Here is a 22,631-nt window from a genome sequence, read left to right as displayed (position 1 = left end):
CCCATGGACAGCACCCTTCACTCCCCATTGCCCCTCTTCGAGCAGCCCCGGCTCGACGCCCTTCCGGTACGGCACCTGTGCGACCTGCGGGTGGCCCTGGAGACGCCCCGCGCCATCCCCACGCCACGGGGCACGGTGGTCCCCTACATCGGCAAGGGCGGCCGGCTGGAGGGGCCCCGGCTGCGCGGCGAGTTCCTGCCCGGCAGCGTCGACTGGGTCCTCGTCGGCACCGACGGCATCAGCCGGCTCGACATACGCGGTGCTCTGCGCACCGACGACGGCGCGCTCATCGCGTTTGAAAGCAAGGGCATCGCCAAGCTGCCGGCAGACGGACGCGCGCGGCTGGCCAAGGGCGAGCGCCTGGCGTTCGGCGAAACCTACCTGAGGACCACGCCCAGGTTCGAAACCTCGGACGAGCGCTACCTGTGGCTCAACGAGCAGGTCCTCATCGGCTACAACGAACTGTCGGCAGGGCAGATCGACTTTCGCATCCACCAGGTGCTTTGAAGTGGCTTGGCCCCGGCCTCGCGGATCGGTGGCAGTGCCCCTGCTGGTCCGCGAGGTCGTTCACGGAGCGCCCTGGCAAGGACACCACATGCAGCGCGCGCCGGAACAACGATAGACTGCTGCGAGCAGGCGGGTGCCATGCCCGATGTGCCTGGACTGCAGCAAGGCACCCGCCTTGCCCCTGGCCCTGCCCCACCAGGCTTCGCCATGCCCCTCACGCCCACCCACCTGCAGGACCTGCTGCTCGACCCCGCGAGCCACCCGCGTGGCCAGCCGCACCTGAGCGCAGCTAGCGGCCTGGTGCGGGCCGGCGCATGGCTGTACCTGGTGGCCGACGACGAACACCACCTGGGCCTGCTGCCTGCCGGCACAGCCGCGCTGCCGCAAGCTCCCCTGGTGCAGTTGCACCGCATCCTGCCAGGCGACCTGCCAGCCGAGCCAAAGGCCCGCAAAAAGCGCAAGCCCGACCTGGAAGCGCTGGCCTTGCTGCCCGCATCGCCCACCCACCCGAGCGGGGCGCTGCTGGCCCTGGGGTCCGGGTCCAAGCCCAATCGGCAACGGGGCCTTGTCATCGCGCTCGATGCCACCGGACGCCCCGATGGCGCTGCACAGGTGGCGGACCTGTCCGCCCTCTACGCGCCCCTGCGCGCGGAGTTTGCCGACCTGAACATCGAAGGCGCCTTTGTCGTCAAGAACGTGTTGCACCTGCTGCAGCGCGGCAACAAGGGCGATGCGCGCAATGCCTGCATCACCTACCCGCTGGCCCCGCTGCAGGCCTGGCTGGCCGGCACCTGTGCGCAGCCACCGGCGCCGCTGCGCACCACCCAGTTCGACCTGGGCACGGTGGACGGCGTGCCCCTGGGCTTTACCGATGGCGCGGCGCTGCCCGGCGGCGATGGTGATGGCGACGGCGGATGGGTCTTCAGTGCCGTGGCCGAGAACACGGACGACAGCTATGCCGACGGCGAGTGCGTGGCATCGGCCATCGGCTGGGTCGGTGCGGACGGCGTGCTGCAGCGCATGGTTGCGCTGGAAGGCGCGCCCAAAGTCGAAGGGATTGCGCTGGACGGGGAGAAGCGGCTGCTGATGGTCACGGATGCGGATGATCCGGAGCGATCGTCGCGGCTATTGGCGGTCTCTCTACTGGATTGACGGACGAACAAGCACATGCCCTTTGAAGAACAGTTTCACACCTGGCTGCACCATGCCCTGGCAGACGGGGCCATGCCACCCGAGGTGAAGGCCTACGCCTTCAACCTTTTGGAGCCCGCCGCCGCGCACGGTGTGAAATTCGCGGTCGAGCTGGTGGGCACCGCCGGGTTCGACGAGGACGACCCGGACTGGGCCTGCGACGAGGCCTGGTCGCCCCGCCAACGGCAACTGGACATTCCCGAGGCCTTCTCCGGCCCCGGCTGGGAGGCCTGCCTGGCCCGCATGGACGCACTGTTGCGCACCTGCCTCGCGTCGCCCACGCTGAGGCCATTGCTGCAGCGGGGCGATGCCGTGGCGCTGGGGTTTGTGGATGGAGAGCTCAGTGTGCTCTGGCAGCGCCCGCAAACCGAGTCGGATTGATTGAAGAACCAGCCTCACCCCACGCCAGCACCCGCCCGAGAGTCCGGCAGGGAAACAACCAGCCCGCCACTCTTCATCGGCGGAGGCACTGCGAGGCCACGGACCTTGGTCCAGTACTCACCATGCACGTCGGCATCCACAGCGGGCGCGATGTGGGTCGCATACAGCGCATCGCGCCCATCCTTTCGCGGGCCGGAGATCCAGTACGGGTCACCCGTTGCCTCGTCGAAATAGTTCGACTTGAAGCCACTGCCCTTTTGGCTCTGGAAGGACTGCCCGGCGTAGTACAGGGTGGCGCCTGTTTTGGAGAAACGCACCCTGCCAATGCGCGCAGGGCCGGTGAGGCCGCCGGCCTTGGATTCGATGTACATAATGCGGGGTTTCATGACCTGTTGCTTGTAGCTGTTTGCGGCAGTAAACAATAAACCCGACTTTATGCGTAGCTGCACCTCAGTATTAGTGGGAAAGCGGCCCTCTTCAATTGCGGGCCCTATCGATTGGTAGTTTGATGCTCAGTGGTCGGGACACATGATATCGATTGCACCCCTCCGATAATTTTCCAATTCCTGCAGGATCGATCCCATTTCCGAAATCTCCGCCTCAAGTTTTTCTGGCAGTATGTCTTCACCGTTTTGAACCCGAACACCATCGCTTGGCTTCAATCTAGTGGGGGTGCGAGCCAGTGCTTCTTTACCATCAACCGTAATCAGAAGGTTGTAAAACGAATGCACAAGATCGTTGCGTCGCGCGGCGAGCTTCTGAATTCTAGCCATCAGCTTATGAAACTCTGCGTGCGGCGTTTGATCAGACAAGCCGAAAATCTGGGCATGGCGTGTGTAGATGACATCAAGTGCGCGCGCCTTCGCATTGAATTCCAACTCCGCGACCAGAGTCGCCACGTACTCTGAGTCTGCGTCCACAATTTGAACGGTCAATTCGACCATGGCGGCCTCTACCGTTTGAAACTTCAGCACGAAGCGCCCAAGCTGGGCATGAAGAGCGTCGTAATTCATGATGTGTCCTAACTCTGACTTAGTTGAAAATTCACTGGGTCATCCAGATGTGCGTCAGCCCATTGCGGAGGTTAAGGCCGATGCGAAGGAACTCAACCGAGCGCTGTATGTCTGGCCGCACGGCACTACCCCCCAAACGCCGCCCCCAACACCCCCACAGCCTCCCTCCCTCGCCCACCCCGCACCCGCGAATGCAGCACCACCGGCAGCCGCGGCAATGCCGGCAAGCCCAGCCGCGCGCCCACATCCACAGCCCCCAGCGGCAGCATGCGCGGCGCCAGTGCCGCCACACCCAGCCCCGCGATCACAGCAGCAGACACAGCCGCCACCCCGCCCCCCACAAAGGCCTCGCGCCAGGGCACGCCGGCCTGGTCGAGCAACTGGCTGGCCACCACGCGCACGCCACACGGCTCGGCCAGGGTCACGATGGGCAAGGGCTCGCCCGCGCGGTGCTGCCAGGTGGGGGCGACGTACCAGCCAAAGGCTTCTTCGGCCAGCACCTGGCCGTCGCTGCGGCCCGCGCTGAAGCGCAGGATGGCCACATCGAGTTCGCGCCGGTCGTAGGCCTGCAGCAGGTCGCCTGAGGAGCCGATGCGGATCTCGATCACCAGGCCCGGGTCGTGTGCGTTCATGCGCGCGATGAGGGCAGGCAGGTCGGGCCCGGCCACGTGGTCGCTGATGCCGATGGCGATGCGCTCGCGCTCGGCCTGTTCGGCAAAGGTGGCCAAGGTGCGCTGGTGCACGGCCAGCAGTTCGCGTGCGGAGTCAAGAAACGCGGCGCCGCGGGCCGACAGTTCCACGTGGCGCGGGGTGCGTTCAATGAGGCGACAGCCCAGGCGGTCTTCCAGGCGCTTGAGTTTGAGACTCACCGCGGCCTGGGTGGTCTGCATGACGTCGGCCGCGCGGGTAAAACTGCCCAGCTCGGCAATGCGCACGAAGGCTTCGATGGCATCCAGGTCCAGCGGGCGGTGCTGTGGTTGCTGCGTTGGAAGCTGCGGGGCCTTTGCCATATTCAACCATTATCACTGCTATCAATTGCAATAACAAACGGTCATGATTAGCATGGGGCCACCTCCACTTTTCACGGACCGCTCCCCATGCCCCTGCTCCACATCGCCCTGCGCGCCGGCAAGCCCGAGGCCTACCGCCGGGCCCTTTGCGACAGCCTGTACCGCGCCATGCGCGAGACCTTCAATGTGCCCGAGGACGACGAGTTCATGGTCATCACCGAGCACGATGCCGCCAACTTCCGCTACAGCCCCACCTACCTGGGCGTGGCGCGCAGCGATGGCCTGGTGTTCATCCAGATCACCGCCAACAACACCCGCACGCTGGAGCAGAAGAAGGCGCTGTACCAGCGCATCACCCAGCTGCTGGGCGAGAACCCGGGCGTGCGGCCCGAGGATGTGTTCATCAGCCTGGTTGAGGTGGCCAAGGAGAATTGGTCCTTCGGCCACGGCCTGGCCCAGTACGCCTAGAGCGGCTCACAAAACTCTTCTGGCGCCATTGCTGCGCCTTGCCGTACCAACGTACTGTCTGCGGCGCAGCGCCTAGCCAGAACCGCTTCGCTGAGCTTTGTGACCCGCTCTAACAGCGTTGCCCTGATGCATCTTGTCAGCCCTCATCCAACGCGCTGGCCATTCCTGATGCGGTAACTCGGCTGATACATGGTCACCAGTTCTTCGGCCGCCGTGGGGTGCACGGCCATGGTGCGGTCGAAATCGTCCTTGGTGGCGCCGGCCTTGAGCGAGATGCCCAAAATCTGCACCATCTCGCCCGCGTCGTGGCCCAGGATGTGGGCGCCCAGCACCTTGCGGCTGGCGGCATCGACCACGAGCTTCATGACCATCTTCTCGGCGCGGCCCGAGAGTGTGGCCTTCATGGGGCGGAACTCGGCGCGGTAGACCTCGATCTCGGCATGGCGTTGGGCGGCCTCTTCTTCCGACAGGCCGACGGTGCCGATCTCGGGCTGCGAGAACACGGCGGTGGCGATCAGATCGTGGTCAGGCGCGGTGGGCTGGCCGCGGTACTCGGTGGCGATGAAGCACATGGCTTCGTGGATCGCCACGGGCGTGAGCTGCACGCGGTTGGTCACGTCGCCCAGTGCCCAGATGCTCGGCACATTGGTGCGCGAGTAGGCGTCCACAACGATGGCGCCGCGCTCGTCCAGCGCTACGCCGGCCGCCTCCAGCCCCAGGCCGCGGGTGTTGGGGTCGCGGCCGAGCGCCAGCATGACGGTATCGACAGCGATGGTCTCGCCGTTCTTCGTTGTGGCGATGAGGCCGCCGCCCTCGCCCTCCACCTGGGCCACGTTCTCGATGACATCGGTGAGCAGGATGCGGATGCCCTTGTCCACCATGGCCTTGTGCAGGCCCTGGCGCATGTCGTGGTCGAAGCGCGAGAGGATTTCCTTGCCGCGGTAGATCAGCGTGACCTCCACACCCAGGCCGTGGAAGATGTTGGCGAACTCGACGGCGATGTAGCCGCCGCCAGCGATCAGGATGGAGCGCGGCAGCGCGGCCAGGTCGAAGGCCTCGTTGGAGCTGATGCACAGTTCGTGCCCCGGCAGCGCCGCATGCGGGTTGGGCGTGCCGCCCGTGGCGATGACGATGCGCTCTGCGGTCACCGTCTTGCCGGTGGCCACGATGCGCACGGTGTGCGCGTCCACCAGCTCGGCGCGGCTGTCGATGATCTCGGCACCGTTGGTGTCCAGGCCGCGGCGGTACAGGCCTTCGAGCCGGGCGATCTCCTTGTCCTTGGCGGCGATCAGCGCCTTCCAGTCGAACGTGGGCGTGCCCACCTGCCAGCCATAGCCCGCAGCGTCCTCGAAATGCTCGTGGAACTGCGAGGCGTAAACGAACAGCTTCTTGGGCACACAGCCACGGATGACGCAGGTGCCGCCAAACCGGTGCTCCTCGGCAACGGCCACCCGCTTGCCGAGCGAGGCGGCCACACGGCCGGCGCGCACGCCGCCGGAGCCCCCACCAATCACAAACAGGTCATAGTCATAGCCGCTCATCGCATTGTTTTCCTTGTCATTGTGTTTGCAGCCCAGTGCGCGCGCATGCATTGCGCTGCAGGCAATCTGCAGGTCGCATGGGATGGTAAGGCAACGCTGAACAAGAGAGCGCTGCAGGGCCAAGTTTGGCCGCATGCCGCGTACCAGGGTGGCGGCTCAGGCGCCGACGGCAGTGCCCAGCACCAGGCCGCCTGCAAAAAGCAGCCAGTCATTGGCGATGTGCGCCATGGCGGACACGGCGAGGTTCTTGGTGCGCAGGTAGGCCAGCGACAGCACCAGCCGCGCCGAGCCAATCACCAGCAGGCACTGCGCCACATTCCAGCCATAGGTGGGCAGGTGCAAGGAGCCGAAGATCAGCGCCGACACCAGCCAGGCCCCCACGATGGCCTGGCCCCGGCTGAGGCCCAGCGGGCCCGACAACCCGGCGAGCACGGCGAGGAAGGGCAATACGGTGATGATTTCCTCGCCGACGAGCTGGGGTATGGTGCGCGCAAAAAAGGCCACGCGCTCGCCCGTGTCCATGCGCCCGAGCGCACCGAACGCGGGGTTGGAAGCCTCCTCGCCAAACAGGCGGCTGACCAGCAGGGCCACCAACACGGTCACCGCGATATTGAGCAGCGCCACGCCCAGGGCCAGGCCCAGGTCGCGCCAGCCCACGCGCCGGAACAGCACCTGCCAGTGCGGCCCGGCCACCAACCGCAGCGCCAGCAAGGGCACCAGGGGGAACAGGACGGCCGGCACCATCGATCCCCAGCCCCCCCAGGCTGCAGGCATGGGCAGGTAGAGCGCGGCAAAGCCCAGCGCGGCGCCCAGCAGCAGCACGCACCAGCGGCCCGCACCCAGGGCGAGCGGCCGGCCGTTGTAGAAGGGGAAGTCGGCGTCGCCAGGCGTGGCTGCAGGGGGCTGCGCAAGGATCATGCGGGTAGGTGCAAGGGGCGGCATGGGCCGCATTGGAAGGCATATCGCAGCGCCGGTAAACCCCGGCTGCTGGGTTTGTGTTTCAGGCGCTGCACCGGTGGCCAGCACTTCACACTGGCCTCACCATGCCGGGCAACACTGGTGGGCACCTTGTCGTGCGCATGCCGACCCTGAAAAAATGACCTACTTGCTCAACCAGCTACGCTGGTTCTCCCTGCCCTTCGTGTTCATAGGCGCGGCCTGCCTTGGCATCTGGCTGTGGCTGGCGTTCGGGGCCATTGCCGTGGCCCATTGCCCGCCTGACCTGGTGTGGCACGGCGGCCTCAGCGGCAACAAGAAATGCAGTTGGCCACTGGCCGTGTACCTTCTCAAGGACATGGGCGGGGCCTCGGCCATGGGTGCCCTCACCGTGCTACTGTGTGCCGTGGTGGCCCCGGCGCGCAAGGCGGCCACGGCCAGTGCGGCAGCCATCGCGGTCTGCGCTCTGGCACTGCTGTTTCTGGTCGGCGGCGACCATGGGGCGCGCCCCGCCAGCCTGGTGTTTGCCGTCAAGGTGGCTTTCGGGGTGTCTTCATGGTTTGCGGTGTGGGGCGTCTCGCGCTGCGTACAAAGGCGGCAGGCATGATCTCGTCAATGGCTCAGCCGATGATCGCCCCCAGCAGCAGCACGAAGCTCAGCAGCAACCAGTCGTTGAGGATGTGCGCCAGCGCAGCCACAGACAGGTTCCTCGTGCGCAGGTAGGCCAGCCACAGCACCATGCGCGAGGTGCTGATGATGACCAGACTCTGCGCCACGTTCCACCCGTAAGTGGGCAGGTGCAAGGCACCGAACAGCACCGATGCCAACACCCAGGCGCCCACGATGGCCCGACGCCGTAGCCAGCCCACCGGGCCGGCCAGCCAGGTGAGGAAGGCCAGGAACGGCAGCACGGTGAGGATCTCTTCGCCGATGAGGTGCGGGATGGTGCTGGCCATGAAGACCAGCTTTTCTGCCGTGCCCATGCCGGTCAGCGCCTTGATTACGGGGTTGGGCACGGCGCCGAACAGGCGCGAGACGACGAGGGCCACCACCACCGTGACGGTGATGCTGAGCAGCACCAGGCCGATGGCCAGCCGCACGTCGCGCCAACCCATGCTCCGAAACAGCACCTGCCATTGCGGCCCCGCCACCGCGCGCAGCGCCAGCAGCGGCAGCGCCGGGAACACGATGGCCGGGATCGCGGCAGCCCAACCGCCGGACATGCGCCACGCCACCATGGCGGGGATGTACAGCGCACCATAGGCTGCCGCCAAGGCCAGCAGGATGAAGCACCACTGGCGTGCACCCAGCGCCACCGGCTGGCCGTTGTAGAAGGGGAAGTCGGCTCCCTGGGGTGCGGTTGGGTGGTCTGGTGTCATGCAAGGTAGAAGGAGGGAGCCGCGGTGGGCAAGGGCGGTATCGCAGTGGCCGCCAGCGGCATGTGCTGTGCAGAGCATAGCGCGGGGCAGCACTTCATACTGGCCTCACTGTGCGGGCCAACACTGGGGGCCATTTGCTGTCCCTCCACTGTATGAACCATCTGAAAACCTGGCTTCGCTGGTGTGCCCTGCCCTTCGTGTTCGTGGGCGCCATCCTTCTTGCCTTCTGGTTGTGGTCGACATTCCCCTATGTTTCCGCGGCGACTTGTTCACCGCCGCTGGAATGGGGCGGCAGCGCCCCTCCCAGTGTGAAATGCAGCCTGCGGCTGGTCGCACGCGTGTTGCTGGACATCGGCGGGGCGTCGATGCCTGGTCTGATGGCGGTGTTTCTCTGCGCGGCGGTGGCCCCGGCGCGCAGGCCCGCCACGGCGTGCGTTGCGGCCCTCGGGGTCTGTGCGGTGGGCCTGGTCTATGGTCTGTTCACCGCCTCACTGCGCAGCCCGATGAAGCTCACCGTGCGGGCCGACCTGGTGGCGATCTTCGCATCGCCCTGGCTGACGGCCTGGCTCGTTGCGCACCTGGACCGGCTGCCAAAGGCCGGGTTCAATCCGCCGTGGCGTCCAGCCGGTAGCCAAAGCCGCGCACGGTCTTGATGAGCGCCAGCGCGTGGCCCTCGTCGATCTTGCTGCGCAGGCGGCGCACGTACACGTCGACCACGTTGGTCAGCGGATCTTCGTTGGTGCCCCAGACGTTGGAGAGGATGCGCTCGCGGCTGTACACGCGGCCCGGGGCGCTGATCAGCAGCTCCAGAAAGGCCAGCTCGCGGGCGGTGAGCGCGATGGGCTGGCCGGCGCGGCTGGCCTGCATGCGCTCCAGGTCGAGCACCAGGTCGGCCACCTGCAGGGTGCTGGCGCGCGGGCGTTGCTCGCGACCCCGGCGCAGCAGGGCCTCGATGCGGGCCAGCAGTTCCTCGAAGGCAAAGGGCTTGGTGAGGTAGTCATCGGCGCCCAGGCGCAGGCCGTTGACCTTGTCTTCGGTGTTGCTCAGCGCGCTGAGCATCAGCATGGGCATGTGGCGGCCTTCGGCGCGCAGGGTCTGGCACAGCTCCAGCCCGCTCAGGCCCGGCAGCATCAGATCCAGGAGCAGCAGCACGCCGGGCTCGGCGCTGCGCGCCAGGGCCAGGCCTTCGGGCCCGGTGCGGGCCAGCTCCACGCGGTAGCCCTCGGCCTTGAGGCCGCGCACCAGAAAGTCGGCCACGCGTGCGTCGTCTTCCACCACCAGGATGTGCTTGTTCATGTTCATGCCAGCGCTCCCTGCTGTGCTCCCACCTGCGGGGCACCCTGCGGCGGCGGTGCCATCACCCGCGGCAGTTCGATGCGCACCACCGTGCCCTGCTGGGGCACGCTGGCGATGGTGATACGGCCCTGGTGCACCTGCACGATGCCCTGGGCGATGGACAGGCCGATGCCCGTGCCGTCGGCCCGGTGGGCGCGCGCCCGGCGCCCGCGCACGAAGCGCTCGAACACGCGGGGCAGTTCGTCCGCGTCGATGCCGATGCCTTCATCGTGCACCACGACCGCGACCTCGCCCACCCCATCCGCCCCGGCCACGCCTTGCAGGCCGATGCGCACGGTGGTGCCGCGCGCCGAATAGCGCACCGCGTTGTCCAGCACGATCACCAGCGCCTGGCGCAGGCGATCGGCGTCGGCCAGCACGGTGACCTGGCCGGTGGGCAGTGCGCCGCTGCCATCGCCATCCCCTTCGGCACCGTCCAGCAGCCATTGCACCTGCACACCCTGCGGTGCGCCCAGGGCGGCGGCCTGCTCTGCGGCATCGCCCAGCAGGGCGCGCAGGTCCACCGGGGCCGGGTGCATCACCAACTGGTCGGCCTCGGCCTTGGCGATGAGAAGCAGGTCGTGGATGACACGGGTGAGCTGGTCCACCCCGCCCACGATGCGCGCCAGGGTCTGGCGGTATTCGTCGGCCGGCTTGTCGCCACCGCGCAGCGCGATCTCGGCTTCGCCGCGGATCGAGGTGGCGGGGGTGCGCAGCTCGTGGCCCAGGTCGGCAAACAGCTGGCGGCGGCGCTGGTCCAGGCGCTGCAGGGTGTCGTGCGCTGCGCTCAGCTCCTGGGTGCGGGCCTGCACGGCGTCTTCCAGCCCGCGGCGCGCGGCATCGGCGCGCGCACGGTGCTGCTGCAGCTCGGCCGCCATGGCGTTGAAATGCTGGGCCACGCGGTCGAATTCGTCGTTGGAGCCGGTGGCCACGCGGTGGTCCAGCGCCCCGGCCTGCAAGGCCTGCGTGCCTTCGAGCAGCCGGTCCAGCGGGCGCTGCAGGCGCCGCTTGAGGTGCAGCGCCAGCACCACGGCCACGGCCAGCGTGATGAGGGCCATGCCGATGGCCTGCGCACGCAGCACGTCGAGCCCGCGCTCGGTGGCTGCGCGCGCTACCGGCACGGCTGCGCGCTGGTGTGCGATGGCACCGTTGATCAGCTCGCGCAGGTCGCGCCCGCGCGCCATGTCGAACACCTGGGTGAGCTCGCCCCACAGGGCCGGAAAGTCGGCGCCCTGCTCCAGCGGCACCAGCTGCGCCAGCCGCGCCTCCACCGCCTGGATGTTGTCGCGCAGCAGCTCCGTCACCCCCACGAGCTGGGGCACCTCGGCGGGCATGCTTACGCCTTCGCGGTGCACGAGCTCGGTCCACAGCGCCAGGTCGCGCCGCACCAGGTCATCGAGGTTGGCGGCACTGGCGACCATGCTGGCCACCAGGCGCTCGCGCTGCTCGGGCTGGGCATCGGTGTCCATCAGGCGCTGCATGGCCCACACGCGCAAGCGCTGCTTGTTGGCCGACAGGTCCAGCAGCTCGGCCTGGATGTCGCTGGCCAGCCGGCTGTGCTGGGCGTAGTCGTTGACGCGGTTGGCGCCCCAGTACACAAAGGCGGCCTGGATGCAGACCAGGGCCACCAGGGCGGCAAAGGCCAGAGAGAGTCGTGCGCGGTACATGGGGGCGAAAGGCCTGGTCGGGAGGCTCGGATTATGGAGCCTGGCAGTCGCGCCAGCGGTGCGCCTGCCAGGCTGGGCGCGGGGGTGACGTACCCGGCCCAGCCATCCATCCATCAGTTGCCGGTGAACGGCAGCGACGAGTGGTGCACCACGATGCGCAGCTTGCCCGCATCGTCCTTGACGAAGGCCCAGGTCTTGTCCACCGTGGTCACCTTGCCGGCCTTGTCGGTGAACATCACGTTGCCCATGGTGTTGGCCGAATCACCGGCGATGAACACGGCGGCATTGGTAATCTCGCACTTGGTCCAGCCCTTGAGGGCGAAACCCGTGTCCTTGGGGTAGGCCGGGTTGCCGCCCACGAAGTAGGCCAGCGCGCCCTCGCGGGTGGTGCGGAAGGTCTGGGGTGCAGCGGCCAGGGTCGGCTTGAACAGCACAGCCCCCATCTGGTAGCCGTAGGCCGCGTCGATCACCTTCTCGGCCAGTGCCTTGGCCGCCACCGGGCCGCTGGCGGTTGCCGTGGCGCTGATGTCGACCAGCGCCTTGCACCAGGCCTGCTGGGCTGCGAGCACTTCGCTTTCGGAGATGGCGTGGTTGACGACCGGGCCCTTGGCGGCGGCAGGCACAACGGCTGCGCCCACCAGGAGGCTGGCGACGGCGATGCAGATGGATGTTTTCATGGTTTTCTCTGGTTGAAATGGTTGGTTTCCCCCAGTGGCCGGATGGCTGCCTGGGGGACCTACAGTTCACCAAAGCGGTATGGATGCGGCCTGAATGCCGCATGAAAAGGCCGTGAGCAGAAGATGAACGCGGGATGAACGGCCAGGGCGGCCGTCGTCCGCCACCCACCTCCCGGTGACGGCTGACCTCAGCCCTGCTGCACCCGGTTGCGCCCCGCCTGCTTGGCCGCATACAGCGCGGCATCGGCGCGGCCATAGATGCGCTCGGCGTCCTCGCCCTCCACCAGCGTGGCGGTGCCGACGCTGATGGTCACGGGCATCTCGGGCCAGGGGCCGTCTTCCACGGCCCGGCGCATGCGCTCGCCGACCTCGTGGGCGCCGGCCTCGCCGGTGCTGGGCAGGATGACGGCGAACTCCTCGCCGCCCACGCGGGCCACCACGTCCACCGTGCGGGCGCAGGCCTTGAGGTGGCCGGCGATGGCCTGCAGCACGCGGTCGCCGCCATCGTGGCCCAGGGTGTCGTTGACGCGCTTGAAGTGGTCCACGTCGAGCATGAGCAGGCTCAGCGGCGTGCCGCGGCGCTGCACGATGGCCAGCTCCTGCGCCATGTGGGCGTCGAAGGCGCGGCGGTTGCGCAGGCCCGTGAGGGGGTCGGTGGTGGCGAGCTCCTCGAGCTTCATGTTGAGCTCGGCCACGCGCTGGATCTGCCCGACCAGTTGCTGGTTGACGTTGGCGGCATGCTGCAGGGCGACGCGCAGTCGGATCTCGCGCAGGGCGGACTGGCCCAGCTCGGTGAGCACATCGATGTCCTGCCCGGTCCAGTGCCGCGGCGCGAAGTCGAGCGCGCAGAAGGTGCCCAGGGCGTCGCCCTCTTCCGTGAGCAGCGGCACGCCGGCATAGGCGCGCACACCCTTGGCCTTGACGCCGGGCAGGTCGCGGAACACGGGCAGCAGGGTGGCGTCTTCGATCACCAGGGGCTGCCTGGAGGCAGCCACGTAGTGGCAGAAGGTGCGCCCCATCTGGTCGCGGCTGCCGCCGGGCGTGGCCACGCCAGGCCCCAGGGCGGTGGTGCTCATGTGGAAGTCGCGCGCCCGGTCGAGCAGCGAGACGAAGACCACGGGCGCGCCGGTCAGCCGCGATGCCAGGCTGGTGAGGCGGTCGAAGGTCTCTTCGGGCGGGCTGTCGAGCAGGCCCGTGCGCTGCACGGCGTCCAGGCGCCGGGGGTCGGACAGCGCGGTGTGGATGCTGGCGTCGTCCGGCGGGGGGGAGAGCACGAGGTCCATGGCGTGGGGTACCTGGAAGTGGTGGACGAAAGGTACATCATCGCCACCCGCTGCGGGCGCCTTGTAGGGAAGACCCTGTCACGGGCCGTCGGCCGATGCCGCGTACGTCGCTGCCGGTATGCCCCCGAAACGCGGCCCGCCCAGCGTGGCGCCTTCGAGCGATTGGCCGCCGTTGAGCGCGTTGTTCACGGCCTGCAGCAGGCCGCTGCGGTCGGTGACGGTCTGGAATTTCAGGCGCGGGCCGGCATGGAACATGCGCTGTGCGGCCAGCAGGGCCGCGACAAAGACCGGCTCGCGGGTGAGGGGAAAGTCCACCCACTCGCCAGCCGCATCCTGCACCGAGAATTCGGTGGGCAGCTGCAGGGTGGCGGCGGGCTCGACGTGCGAGACCAGCACCAGGCCAAAGCCTTCGGGCACCACGTCGATGAGCCGGCGTGCCAGCGTGGCATCGCCGCCCGCAAGGGCCAGCACGGCGGCCTCTATCTCAGCAGCGGACAGTTCGGGGTTGCCCAGGGCATCGATGGCCTGCTCGACCAGGGCGGTGATGTCTGGGTCCATCACGGCTGGCGCGGCCGGATGGCCACCAGCACGTTCTCGCCCTCCACCCGCTCGGCGCGGAACTCCACGCGTGTGCCGGGCTGCAGGCCCTTGAGCAGTGCCGCATCGCGCACCCGGTAGGTGATGGTGGAAAACGGAATCTTCACGCCCGGCGCCACCTTGATGTGCGCAAAGGTGTCGCGGCTCCCCTGCTCCTGCGAGACGGCGCGGAACTCGCCGTGGGTGTAGATGGTGGCAGGCTCGGCTGCTGCTGCGGGGGCCGTCGCCTGGGCCAGGGCAGCCACCGGCAGGCAGCACAGCAGCGCCGCAGCGGCGGCCAGGGAGCGGAGCGTGGGCAGGAGGGGTGTGGCGGTCATGCGAAAAAGCATACCGCACACCGCCGCCGGATACCAAGCGGGCAATGTCCACTGCCCATGCGGGCAAGGTCCATTCAATTGCACAGGCTGCTGTCGCCCGATACCGCCAGCTCGGTGACCTTGGCGATGGCCCCGTACTTGCCGGCGGGGCCGGCCTGGTCGTGCTTGCGCACCGACGCCTTGACCCGAACGGGTGCCACCCACAACGGTGCATCGCCCTGCAGCGCCTTGATCTGCTCCATGACCTCGCGGCTGACCTCGACAAAATAGATCTGGTCCGGGGCCGTGCGCAGATCAAACCGGCCCGGCCCGACCGCCATGCAGCCCGACAAGGTGTCTGCCGCCATGGTGCAGCCACTGGCCGCGGCCGCAACAATCACGGCGGGAATGCGCTGGATGAGGTTCATGCAATGCGATGAAAGGGTGACACGCTACCAGACTCATTGCCCGGCAGGAGGTTCCGCCGTTCTGCCAGCCCCCGGGCGGAAAGACGGCCGCGCCGCCAGCGCAATCCCCAGCGCCGCCACCACCAACGCCGCCGCCACGCCAAAGGTGGCCTGCATGCCCGCCGCCACCGCGCCGGGCTGCACCATGGCACCGCCCTGCCCGCCTGCGCCCCAGGCGAACACGGCACCCATGGCCGATGCACCGGTGACCAGCCCCAGGTTGCGCGACAGGTTGAGCAGGCCGGACACCACGCCGCGCTGCTGCGGCTGCTGCACCGTGGCGGCCATCACGGCCGTGTTGTTGGCGGCCTGGAACAGCGCATAGCCGGCGGTGACAACGGCCAGCGGCAGCACATAGCCGGCCACGCCCAGGCCTGCCGGCAGCAGCGCCAGCGCAGCCGAGCCCACGGCCATGGCGATCAGCCCCGCCCGCGTGGTGCGCTGCGTGCCCAACCGGTCCACCAGCCGGCCGGCCGGCACACCCGCCAGCGCCGAGACCAGCGGCCCGCACGACATGGCAAGCCCCACCTGGGCAGTACCCAGCCCCAGCGCCCCCGACAGGTAGAACGGGCCCACCACCAGCGTGGCCATGACCACGGTGGTGACCAGCGCGCCCATGGCAAAGCCGGCGCCCAGGGCCGGGCTGTTGAGGAACAGCGCCAGGGGAACCAGCGGTGCGGCGCCATGCTGCTCTGCCCGGCGCTGCGCGCCAATGAACAGCGCCAGCCCCAGCCCGGCACCTGCCAGCAGCGCCGCGTTCAGCACGCCCCACCGGCCCCGGCCCAGGGTCATGGCCAGCGCATAGGCGGCCAGCGTGGCGGCCAGCAGCAGCATGCCCACCACGTCGAAGCGCGGGCGCTGCACGCCTGTACGGGCATTGTCTGCAGGCAGGTAGCGGCGCGCCGCCCACCATGCGGCCCCGCCCAGCGGCAGGTTGATGGCAAACAGCGCCGGCCAGCCCCAGCCCGCGATCAGCGCCCCGCCCAGCGTGGGGCCGAGCGCCGTGCCCACGGCCGACATCGTGCCCAGGAGGCCCATGGCGCTGCCGGTGCGCCCTGGCGGCACGGCGTCGGCCACCAGGGCCATGGCCAGCGCCATCATGACGGCAGCACCCAGGCCCTGCACGGCGCGCGCCGCTACCAGCCAGGCCAGCGACGGCGCCAGGGCACACAGCGCCGAGGCCGCGGTGAACAGCGCAATGCCCGCTAGCAGCAGCCGCTTGCGGCCCCACAGGTCGCCCAGGCGCCCCACGCCGACCACCGCGGTGGTGATGGCCAGCAGGTAGGCCAGCACCACCCACTGCACCTGCTGGAACGTGGCGCCCAAGGCCTGTGCCAGCGTGGGCAGGCCCACATTGGCGATGCTGGTGCCCAGTGAGGACAGGAGCATGGCCAGCGACAGGCTGGCCAGAACGCCGCGTGGCGTGGCGGAAGATGAAGACGGGTTCGCAGTGGTGGTGGTCATGGTGCAGCGGCAGACAACTGATCGATGCAGTGAGCGTAGGCATTTGCCAGCCATGGCGGAAGGCGCAGCATTTGCATTCAATCAGTGCACCAGACGCCATGCCGACCCATAATGGCGAGCGTATGTCCCGCCCCGACCTGAACCTGCTCGTCACCCTCGATGTGCTGCTGACCGAAGGCAATGTGGCGCGCGCCGCCAAGCGCCTGCACCTGAGCCCCTCGGCCATGAGCCGGGCGCTGGCGCGGCTGCGCGAGACGGTGGGCGACCCGCTGCTGGTGCGCGCCGGCCGCGGCCTGGTGCCCACACCCCGGGCGCTGGAACTGCGCGAGCGCGTGGGCCAGCTGGTGCACGACACCGAGGCGGTGCTGCGCCCGGCCCGGGCGCCGGACCTGGCACAGCTCACGCACGTCTTCACGCTGCGCACCAGCGATGGCTTTGCCGAGACCTTCGGCCCGGCGCTGATCGCCCGCGTGGCGGCCGAGGCGCCCGGCGTGCGCCTGCGCTTCGTGCAAAAGCCCGACAAGGACAGCACACCGCTGCGCGATGGCGAGGTGGACCTGGAGACCGGCGTGCTCGGCCCCGCCATGGGGCCCGAGGTGCGCGTGCAGGCGCTGCTGCGCGACCGCTTCGTGGGCGTGGTGCGCATGGGCCACCCGCTGGCGGGCGGCCGCATCACGGCCAGGCGCTATGCCGCGGGCCGGCACATCGCCGTGTCGCGCCGCGGACTGGACCAGGGGCCGGTGGAGCAGGTAATGGGCCCGCTGGGCCTGGTGCGCGACATCGCCACCATCGTGAGCGGCTTTGCCACGGCGCTGGCGCTGGCCCGCGCCACCGATCTGATCGCCACCGTGCCCGAGCGGCACACCGCCGGCCTGCGCGCGGGCCTGCACACCTTTGCCCTGCCCGTGCCGGTGCCCGAGATCACCGTGTCGCTGCTGTGGCACCCGCGCCTGCATGCGGACCCGGCGCACCGCTGGCTGCGGGCACTGGTGCTGGAGGTCTGCGGGGGCGCTGCGCCGACCTGAATCGCTGCGCGCTACAGGCTGTCCAGCGTGCTGCGCAGGTGGCTGGCATGCCCACGCAGCGCCTGCAGCTGCGGGCCCTGCATTTTTAGCAGCTGGCGGTACACCGTGCCCAGGCGGAAGTTGCGGCCCAAGGTGGCTTCGTGGCGGGCAAAGAAGTCCCAGTACAAGGCGTTGTAGGGGCAGGCGCGCTCCCCCACTTTCAGCTTCTTGTCGTAGTGGCAGCCCTTGCAGTAATCGCCCATGCGGTCGATGTAGGTGGCGCTGCTCACATAGGGCTTGGTGGCCAGCAAGCCGCCGTCGGCAAACTGGCTCATGCCCACCGTATTGGGCAACTCCACCCACTCGAAGGCGTCGACGTACACGCCCAGGTACCAGCGGTGCACGGCGGCAGGGTCCAGACCGGCCAGCAGGGCAAAGTTGCCGATGACCATGAGCCGCTGGATGTGGTGGGCGTAGGCACCATCGAGCGACTGCCCCACGGCATGCTGCAGGCAGCGCATGCGGGTGTCGCCGCTCCAGAACCACTGCGGCAGTGGGGTGCTGTGGCCCAGGGCGTTGCGCCCGTCGTAGCCGGGCATGTGGGCCCAGTAGATGCCGCGCACGTACTCGCGCCAGCCCAGGATCTGGCGGATGAAGCCTTCCACCGCCGCCAGCGGCGCAGTGCCGGCCTGCCATGCGCCCTGGGCGCGCTGCACCACCTCGCGCGGGTGCAGCATCTTGGTGTTGAGGGCGAACGACAGCAGCGAGTGGAACAGGTGCGGGCTGTGCGTGCTCATGGCGTCTTCGTACTCGCCAAAGTGCGGCAGCGTGGTGGCGATGAAGTGGTCGAGCCCGGCCAGGGCCTCGGCCCGGTTCAGCGGCCAGCGCAGTTGCGCGGCCTGCGGGTTGCCAAAGCTCTGCACACCGGCGGCCGTGATGGTGGCCCACAGGGCGCTGTGGTCGTGCACGGGCCGCGCGTCGGGCGGGGTGGCGGGCGTGCCGGGCCAGGGCTTTCGGTTGTCGTGGTCGTAGTTCCACTGGCCGCCTTCGGGCTCGCCGGCCTCGTCGATCAGCACGCCATGCTGGTGGCGCATGCGGCGGTAGAAGTGCTCCATGAGCCACTGCTTTCGGCCCGCAAACACCTCGGCCACCTCGCTACGGCTGGTGTAGAAATGCTCGCTGCCCACGGCCTGGGTGGCAAAGGGCTGCTCTGCGCACCAGTGGCGCAACTGCTCGTCGAGCCGCCACTCGTCGGGGTGCTGGTACTGAAACCGCTGCGCGCCGTAGTGCGCCATGAGGGCGGCCAGGTTGCCGGGCAGGGACTGGCGGTTGCTGGCGTCGTCGATGGCCACGTAGCGCACGCGGTGGCCGGCGCTGCGCAGGTGGCGCGCCAGGTCGCGCATGGCCGCAAAGATGGCGAGGATCTTTTGCGCGTGGTGGAGCACGTAATCGGTCTCTTGCCGCACCTCCATCAGCACATAGACCACGCCGGCATCGCGCGTGGCAAACCAGCTGTGCCCGGGGTTGAGCTGGTCGCCCAGCACCAGGCGCAGGGTGTGGGCCGGTGCGGGCTCGCGGCTGCTCATGCCGTGCCCCACAGGCGGCGGTAGCTGCCGTCGGCGTCGTGCTCTTGCGCCTGCTTGGCGGGGTTGAAGCGGCGGCCGCCGCGCGGATCGGTGCCGCGCCCGGCGATGTAGAGCCAGTTGCCCTGGTTGCTGTAGGGGTCGTAGTCCAGCAGTTGCGATTCGAACCAGGCGGCGCCCGCGCGCCAGTCGCCCTGCAGGTCGTGGATGAGGTAGCTGGCTGCCACCTGGCGCAGGCGGTTGCTCAGGTATCCGGTGGCGGCCAGCTCGCGCAAGGCGGCGTCCACCAGCGGCTCGCCGGTCTGCCCAGCGCACCAGCGCGCAAAACCGGCCGCGTTGTGGGGCGCCAGCGCCTGGGCCGAGAGGCCGCGCGCGCGGTACAGGGTGCGCCCGTGCTGCAGGTGCAGCAGCCGGAAATAGTCGCGCCACAGCAGTTCGAACCACAGCCAGTAGGTGCCCTCGTTGGCTCCGTGCGCGGCCTCGAACCGGCGCAGCGCGGCCATGGCATGCCGGGCCGAGAGCGCGCCCGCGGCCAGCCAGGGCGAAAACTTGCTGGAGTAGCCCAACCCCGTGAGCCCGTTGCGGGTGGCCTTGTAGCTGTGGGGTTGCCCGCTGGCCAGGTACTGCTGCACATGGGCCAGTGCGGCGGTTTCGCCCCCATCGCAGGCGGGGGTGCCGTAGGGGAAGGAGGAGCGCACGTCGCATCCGGCGCCCTCGCCTGCCTCGGCATCATGCCCGCCCTGCCCTTGCGCAGCACCCACGGCACCGGTCGTGTGCAACACCTCTTGCCACGCTGCATCGGTCAGCGCTGCGGGCGGCGGCAGCAAGGCCGCGGGTACGGGCAAGGGCTGCGGCGGCTGGATGCCCGCCTGCTCCACCGTCTGCCGAAAGGTGGTGAACACGCCAGGCAGGTCGCCGACGGGCCAGGGCAGATCGCACGGCTGCAGCAGGCTGCTGTGCCACACGGTCTGCACCTGCAGGCCGGCTGCGCGCAGGGCGGCCACCTCGGCCTGCTCTTGGGGGGCCGCAATTTCTTCACACACCACGGTGGTGGCGCCCACGGCGCGGGCCAGCACGGGCAGCACGGCGGCGGGCTGGCCCTGGCACTGCCGCAGCGGGTTGCCCAGCCCGGCCATGCCGGCCGCCAGGTCGCGCAGTGCGGCGCCCTCGAAGGCACGGCGGTGCGGGCCCCGGCGCGCAAAGCCCCAGGGCGTGGTTTCGTCGGCCACGGGCTGGCAATGCACGGGCACCAGGTGGGTGGCGCCGCCGCCCAGGGCAGCGGCCAACGCGCCCTGGTCGTGCAGGCGAAGGTCGCGGCGCAACCAGAGGAGCACGGTGGGGCTGGTGCTCATGGCGTGCCGCCGGATCGCTTGCGCCCGTTGCGGCAGCGGTCAGAGCAGTACTTCACCTCGTCCCACACCTTCTCCCATTTCTTGCGCCAGGTGAAGGGCAGGCCGCAGTGCAGGCAGACTTTCTGCGGCAGGTCGTGCTTCTTGCGCATGCGCATGGGGGGCGATCGGTGACACGGGGCCATCAGGCCGGCCACAGTGTGGCACTCATGGCTGTGGGTCGGTGCGTTGCTGGCTTACCCAGATCAGCGCCTGGGTATCGATGCCCAGCGCACTGGCGCGGGCGACGAGCTGCTCGCGCACACCCGGGGCCAGTTGCCTGCTGCGCGACAGGATCCAGCAGTAGCTTCGATCGGGCCCTACCACCAGGGCCCAGCCGTAGTCGGCATCGAGCGCAGCGACGTGGTAGCCGCCATAGAACGGCCCGAAGAACGACACCTTGAGCGAGGCGGTCTGTGCATCGCCCGTGAACAGCGCCTTGCCCACGGCCTGGCGCCATTCGCCGCCCTGGCTGCCCTTGGTGGTGTCAAAGCCCCGGTTGACGACGCGCACGCTGCCGTCCGGCTGGCGCTGGTACGTGGCGCTCACGTCGGTCATGCCGCGCTCGAAAGAATGGTCGAGCCGAGCCACCTCGTACCAGCGGCCCTCGTAGCGCGACAGGTCGAAAGGCGTGACGGGGGTGATGCCCGCCGGCGGGTTTGTGGAGGAACAGCCGGCCAGGACCACTGCGAGTGCCAGGGTGGCAAGGATGGCCAGTGCAGCCCGGCGAAGCCAGGAGGACGGGATGGAGGGCATGGACAATGAACGCAAGGAAGCTGTCGCGGCCCCCAGAAGCCCGCGGGGCGTGGCTTCTGGAGAGCGGCGCTGAAGGAACGAAGGACCGGGCTACCTGGGCAAGAGCACCCGGTCCACCGTATGCACCACGCCATTGCTGGCAAACACATCGGTGCCGATGATGCGGCTGGTGCGCAGGCTCTGGTCGGTGATCACGAGGCTGGGGTTGACCGTGAAGCTCTGGCCCTGCACGGTGGCGATGGCGGTGTTGACGGGCACCTCGGCCTTCAGCACCCGTGCCGGCACCACATGGTAGGTGAGCACGCGGGTCAGCAAGGCGGTGTTGGCCAGCAGCGCCTCCTTGGTCAGGCCCAGCTCGGCCAGCAGCGCCGCAAAGGCGGCATTGGTGGGCGCGAACACGGTGAACGGGCCAGGCCCTTTCAGGGTGGCCACCAGGCCGGCGGCGGCCACCGCCTCGACCAGGATGCTGAAATCGGGCACGGCCATGGCAGTGGCCACGATGTCCTTGTCCGCCGGCAGCAGCACGCGGTCTACCAGGTGCACCACGCCATTGCTGGCCTGGATATCGGTGCTGGTGATGCTGGTGACGCGGTTTCGGCCATCGGTGATCTTGAGGCCGTTGGCAGACTCGATCTTGAAGAAGCCACCCGACACCGGGGTGATGGCCTTGCCCAGGGGCACATCGGCACGCACCACCCGGCTGCCGAGCACATGGTAGGTGAGCACGGCGGTGAGCAGGGGCTTGTTGGCCAGCAACGCCTCCTTGCTCAGCCCCAGCTCGGCCAGCAGTGCAGCGAAGGCCGCGTTGGTGGGTGCAAAGACGGTGAGGCTGCCCGTGCTCAACGTGGGCGCCAGCCCCGCGGCCACCACGGCCTCGACCAGGATGCTCAGTTCCGGGGTGTTCTGCGCCAGCTCGACGATGTTGCGCTGTGGTTCGTCGTCGCTGCCCCCGCAGGCCTGGAGCACGCTGGTGCTGGCCCCCAGGGCGGCGGCCAGAAGGACGGTACGGCGGTTGAATGCAGTGTTCATGGGAATCTCTCCTCGCTGTCAGACAGTGGATGAAAAGAGAGGGGGTCTGCCTTGCAGGCCCCCTTTTGCATGGGCGCCGCCCGGTGCCTGTGCACGGGCAGGCGCGCAAACGACGGGCCGCTTACTTGGGCATCAGCACCGTATCGATGGCATGGATGACGCCGTTGCTGGCGTTGACGTCGGTGGCGATGACCTTGGACTGGTCGACCATCACGCCTGCACTGGTGGCCACGGTGATCTCCTGGCCTTGCACGGTCTTGACCTTGCCGGCCTTGACGTCCTTGGCCATGACCTTGCCAGGCACCACGTGGTAGGTGAGCACCTTGGTGAGCGCGGCCTTGTCCTTGAGCAGGCCGTCGAGCGTGGCCTTGGGGATCTTGGCAAAGGCTTCATCGGTGGGCGCAAACACGGTGAACGGGCCGGGGCCCTTGAGCGTGTCCACCAGGCCGGCCGCCTGTACGGCAGCGACCAGGGTCTTGAAGTTGCCGGCCTTCACGGCGGTGTCGACGATGTCTTGCGCCATTGCGCTGAAGGTGGCGCCTGCGGTAAGGGCCAGGGCAACCAGGGTCTTTTTCATGATTTCATTCCTCAATCCAGGGATGGAACTCACACGCCAAGATGGGCGCGACCGGATTGTATGACCGCTTGGTAATAATTTC

Annotated in this window: 27 protein-coding genes; 7 read left to right on the top strand and 20 right to left on the bottom strand. The window is 68.7% G+C overall.

Annotation, left to right across the window (positions count from 1 at the left end):
* Nucleotides 1-3 precede the first annotated feature (3 nt).
* The 3 genes from AC07PF_RS20710 (at nucleotide 4) to AC07PF_RS20700 (ending at nucleotide 2,079) form a co-directional block, all read left to right on the top strand.
* The gene (locus AC07PF_RS20710) at nucleotides 4-507 is read left to right on the top strand and encodes a DUF3237 domain-containing protein (protein ID WP_494613084.1); all 504 of its coding nucleotides are present in this window, start codon (nucleotides 4-6) and stop codon (nucleotides 505-507) included.
* A gap of 207 nt (nucleotides 508-714) precedes the next feature.
* Nucleotides 715-1,659 (top strand): DUF6929 family protein, encoded by a 945-nt coding sequence (locus AC07PF_RS20705; protein ID WP_494613083.1) that lies wholly within the window; start codon nucleotides 715-717, stop codon nucleotides 1,657-1,659.
* 15 nt (nucleotides 1,660-1,674) lie between these two features.
* Nucleotides 1,675-2,079, top strand: a complete 405-nt coding sequence (locus tag AC07PF_RS20700) for a hypothetical protein (RefSeq protein ID WP_494613082.1) — start codon at nucleotides 1,675-1,677, stop codon at nucleotides 2,077-2,079.
* A gap of 14 nt (nucleotides 2,080-2,093) precedes the next feature.
* Here AC07PF_RS20700 and AC07PF_RS20695 read toward each other — a convergent pair whose 3' ends face one another.
* The 3 genes from AC07PF_RS20695 to AC07PF_RS20685 form a co-directional block, all read right to left on the bottom strand.
* A complete protein-coding gene (locus tag AC07PF_RS20695; protein WP_494613081.1) occupies nucleotides 2,094-2,450 on the bottom strand; it encodes a 1-deoxy-D-xylulose-5-phosphate synthase in 357 nt (118 codons plus the stop codon).
* A 141-nt stretch (nucleotides 2,451-2,591) separates the two neighbouring features.
* The gene (locus AC07PF_RS20690) at nucleotides 2,592-3,092 is read right to left on the bottom strand and encodes a hypothetical protein (protein ID WP_494613080.1); all 501 of its coding nucleotides are present in this window, start codon (nucleotides 3,090-3,092) and stop codon (nucleotides 2,592-2,594) included.
* 125 nt (nucleotides 3,093-3,217) lie between these two features.
* The gene (locus AC07PF_RS20685) at nucleotides 3,218-4,102 is read right to left on the bottom strand and encodes a LysR family transcriptional regulator (protein WP_494613079.1); all 885 of its coding nucleotides are present in this window, start codon (nucleotides 4,100-4,102) and stop codon (nucleotides 3,218-3,220) included.
* Nucleotides 4,103-4,189: 87 nt separating this feature from the next.
* Between AC07PF_RS20685 and AC07PF_RS20680 the strand changes: the two genes are divergently transcribed.
* Entirely contained in the window at nucleotides 4,190-4,570 is a 381-nt protein-coding gene (locus AC07PF_RS20680) for a tautomerase family protein (protein WP_494613078.1), read from the top strand.
* Between the two features lie 143 nt (nucleotides 4,571-4,713).
* On the opposite strand, the gene gor is transcribed toward AC07PF_RS20680, so the two are convergent.
* Together gor and AC07PF_RS20670 are read right to left on the bottom strand one after the other, a co-directional pair.
* Nucleotides 4,714-6,111, bottom strand: a complete 1,398-nt coding sequence (gene gor, locus AC07PF_RS20675; RefSeq protein ID WP_494613077.1) for a glutathione-disulfide reductase — start codon at nucleotides 6,109-6,111, stop codon at nucleotides 4,714-4,716.
* 156 nt (nucleotides 6,112-6,267) lie between these two features.
* Nucleotides 6,268-7,029, bottom strand: coding sequence for a CPBP family glutamic-type intramembrane protease (locus AC07PF_RS20670; protein ID WP_494613076.1), 762 nt, complete (start codon nucleotides 7,027-7,029; stop codon nucleotides 6,268-6,270).
* A gap of 178 nt (nucleotides 7,030-7,207) precedes the next feature.
* Here AC07PF_RS20670 and AC07PF_RS20665 point away from each other — a divergent pair, with 178 nt between their 5' ends.
* Entirely contained in the window at nucleotides 7,208-7,654 is a 447-nt protein-coding gene (locus AC07PF_RS20665) for a hypothetical protein (RefSeq protein WP_007848628.1), read from the top strand.
* A gap of 13 nt (nucleotides 7,655-7,667) precedes the next feature.
* Here the strand turns inward: AC07PF_RS20665 and AC07PF_RS20660 are convergent, their stop codons facing one another.
* Nucleotides 7,668-8,426, bottom strand: coding sequence for a CPBP family intramembrane glutamic endopeptidase (locus tag AC07PF_RS20660; protein WP_494613075.1), 759 nt, complete (start codon nucleotides 8,424-8,426; stop codon nucleotides 7,668-7,670).
* Nucleotides 8,427-8,578: 152 nt separating this feature from the next.
* Here AC07PF_RS20660 and AC07PF_RS20655 point away from each other — a divergent pair, with 152 nt between their 5' ends.
* Complete coding sequence (locus AC07PF_RS20655) at nucleotides 8,579-9,079, top strand: hypothetical protein (RefSeq protein ID WP_494613074.1); 501 nt, start codon at nucleotides 8,579-8,581, stop codon at nucleotides 9,077-9,079.
* On the opposite strand, the gene AC07PF_RS20650 is transcribed toward AC07PF_RS20655, so the two are convergent.
* The 8 genes from AC07PF_RS20650 to AC07PF_RS20615 form a co-directional block, all read right to left on the bottom strand.
* Complete coding sequence (locus AC07PF_RS20650) at nucleotides 9,030-9,722, bottom strand: response regulator transcription factor (protein ID WP_035201983.1); 693 nt, start codon at nucleotides 9,720-9,722, stop codon at nucleotides 9,030-9,032. The two genes, AC07PF_RS20655 and AC07PF_RS20650, sit on opposite strands and share 50 nt — an antisense overlap.
* Nucleotides 9,723-9,724: 2 nt before the next feature.
* Nucleotides 9,725-11,428 carry a sensor histidine kinase gene (locus tag AC07PF_RS20645; protein ID WP_494613073.1) on the bottom strand — a complete coding sequence of 568 codons (1,704 nt, stop codon included), beginning with the start codon at nucleotides 11,426-11,428 and terminating at the stop codon, nucleotides 9,725-9,727.
* A gap of 113 nt (nucleotides 11,429-11,541) precedes the next feature.
* Nucleotides 11,542-12,105 (bottom strand): metal-independent carbonic anhydrase family protein, encoded by a 564-nt coding sequence (locus tag AC07PF_RS20640; RefSeq protein WP_494613072.1) that lies wholly within the window; start codon nucleotides 12,103-12,105, stop codon nucleotides 11,542-11,544.
* A gap of 188 nt (nucleotides 12,106-12,293) precedes the next feature.
* Nucleotides 12,294-13,388 (bottom strand): sensor domain-containing diguanylate cyclase, encoded by a 1,095-nt coding sequence (locus tag AC07PF_RS20635; RefSeq protein WP_494607772.1) that lies wholly within the window; start codon nucleotides 13,386-13,388, stop codon nucleotides 12,294-12,296.
* 78 nt (nucleotides 13,389-13,466) lie between these two features.
* Complete coding sequence (locus AC07PF_RS20630) at nucleotides 13,467-13,949, bottom strand: hypothetical protein (protein ID WP_494613071.1); 483 nt, start codon at nucleotides 13,947-13,949, stop codon at nucleotides 13,467-13,469.
* On the bottom strand, nucleotides 13,946-14,302 hold the full coding sequence (locus AC07PF_RS20625) for a copper-binding protein (protein WP_494613070.1): 357 nt from the start codon (nucleotides 14,300-14,302) through the stop codon (nucleotides 13,946-13,948). Before AC07PF_RS20625 ends, AC07PF_RS20630 begins: the two co-directional genes overlap by 4 nt.
* A gap of 74 nt (nucleotides 14,303-14,376) precedes the next feature.
* Complete coding sequence (locus AC07PF_RS20620) at nucleotides 14,377-14,709, bottom strand: hypothetical protein (protein WP_494613069.1); 333 nt, start codon at nucleotides 14,707-14,709, stop codon at nucleotides 14,377-14,379.
* Between the two features lie 33 nt (nucleotides 14,710-14,742).
* Nucleotides 14,743-16,212: an MFS transporter gene (locus AC07PF_RS20615; protein ID WP_494613068.1), complete on the bottom strand. Its 1,470-nt coding sequence runs from the start codon at nucleotides 16,210-16,212 to the stop codon at nucleotides 14,743-14,745.
* A 122-nt stretch (nucleotides 16,213-16,334) separates the two neighbouring features.
* On the opposite strand from AC07PF_RS20615, the gene AC07PF_RS20610 reads away from it, so the two are divergent.
* The gene (locus AC07PF_RS20610; protein WP_494607765.1) at nucleotides 16,335-17,237 is read left to right on the top strand and encodes a LysR family transcriptional regulator; all 903 of its coding nucleotides are present in this window, start codon (nucleotides 16,335-16,337) and stop codon (nucleotides 17,235-17,237) included.
* 11 nt (nucleotides 17,238-17,248) lie between these two features.
* Here AC07PF_RS20610 and AC07PF_RS20605 read toward each other — a convergent pair whose 3' ends face one another.
* The 6 genes from AC07PF_RS20605 to AC07PF_RS20580 all read right to left on the bottom strand — a co-directional run bounded on the left by AC07PF_RS20605 (nucleotide 17,249) and on the right by AC07PF_RS20580 (nucleotide 22,549).
* Complete coding sequence (locus AC07PF_RS20605; RefSeq protein WP_494613067.1) at nucleotides 17,249-18,802, bottom strand: cryptochrome/photolyase family protein; 1,554 nt, start codon at nucleotides 18,800-18,802, stop codon at nucleotides 17,249-17,251.
* The gene (locus AC07PF_RS20600; protein WP_494613066.1) at nucleotides 18,799-20,151 is read right to left on the bottom strand and encodes a DASH family cryptochrome; all 1,353 of its coding nucleotides are present in this window, start codon (nucleotides 20,149-20,151) and stop codon (nucleotides 18,799-18,801) included. Before AC07PF_RS20600 ends, AC07PF_RS20605 begins: the two co-directional genes overlap by 4 nt.
* Entirely contained in the window at nucleotides 20,148-20,306 is a 159-nt protein-coding gene (locus AC07PF_RS20595; protein WP_494613065.1) for a DUF2256 domain-containing protein, read from the bottom strand. Before AC07PF_RS20595 ends, AC07PF_RS20600 begins: the two co-directional genes overlap by 4 nt.
* Before the next feature lie 49 nt (nucleotides 20,307-20,355).
* Nucleotides 20,356-20,943: a lipocalin family protein gene (locus AC07PF_RS20590; RefSeq protein WP_494613064.1), complete on the bottom strand. Its 588-nt coding sequence runs from the start codon at nucleotides 20,941-20,943 to the stop codon at nucleotides 20,356-20,358.
* A 90-nt stretch (nucleotides 20,944-21,033) separates the two neighbouring features.
* Nucleotides 21,034-21,972 (bottom strand): fasciclin domain-containing protein, encoded by a 939-nt coding sequence (locus tag AC07PF_RS20585; protein ID WP_494613063.1) that lies wholly within the window; start codon nucleotides 21,970-21,972, stop codon nucleotides 21,034-21,036.
* Nucleotides 21,973-22,093: 121 nt separating this feature from the next.
* Nucleotides 22,094-22,549 carry a fasciclin domain-containing protein gene (locus AC07PF_RS20580; protein WP_007848666.1) on the bottom strand — a complete coding sequence of 152 codons (456 nt, stop codon included), beginning with the start codon at nucleotides 22,547-22,549 and terminating at the stop codon, nucleotides 22,094-22,096.
* Between the last annotated feature and the right edge of the window lie 82 nt (nucleotides 22,550-22,631).

The organism is Acidovorax sp. GW821-FHT10A04, from assembly GCF_059415825.1.
The sequence above is the reverse complement of the archived record's forward strand: the minus strand, read 5'-3'. Positions and strand labels throughout refer to the sequence as shown.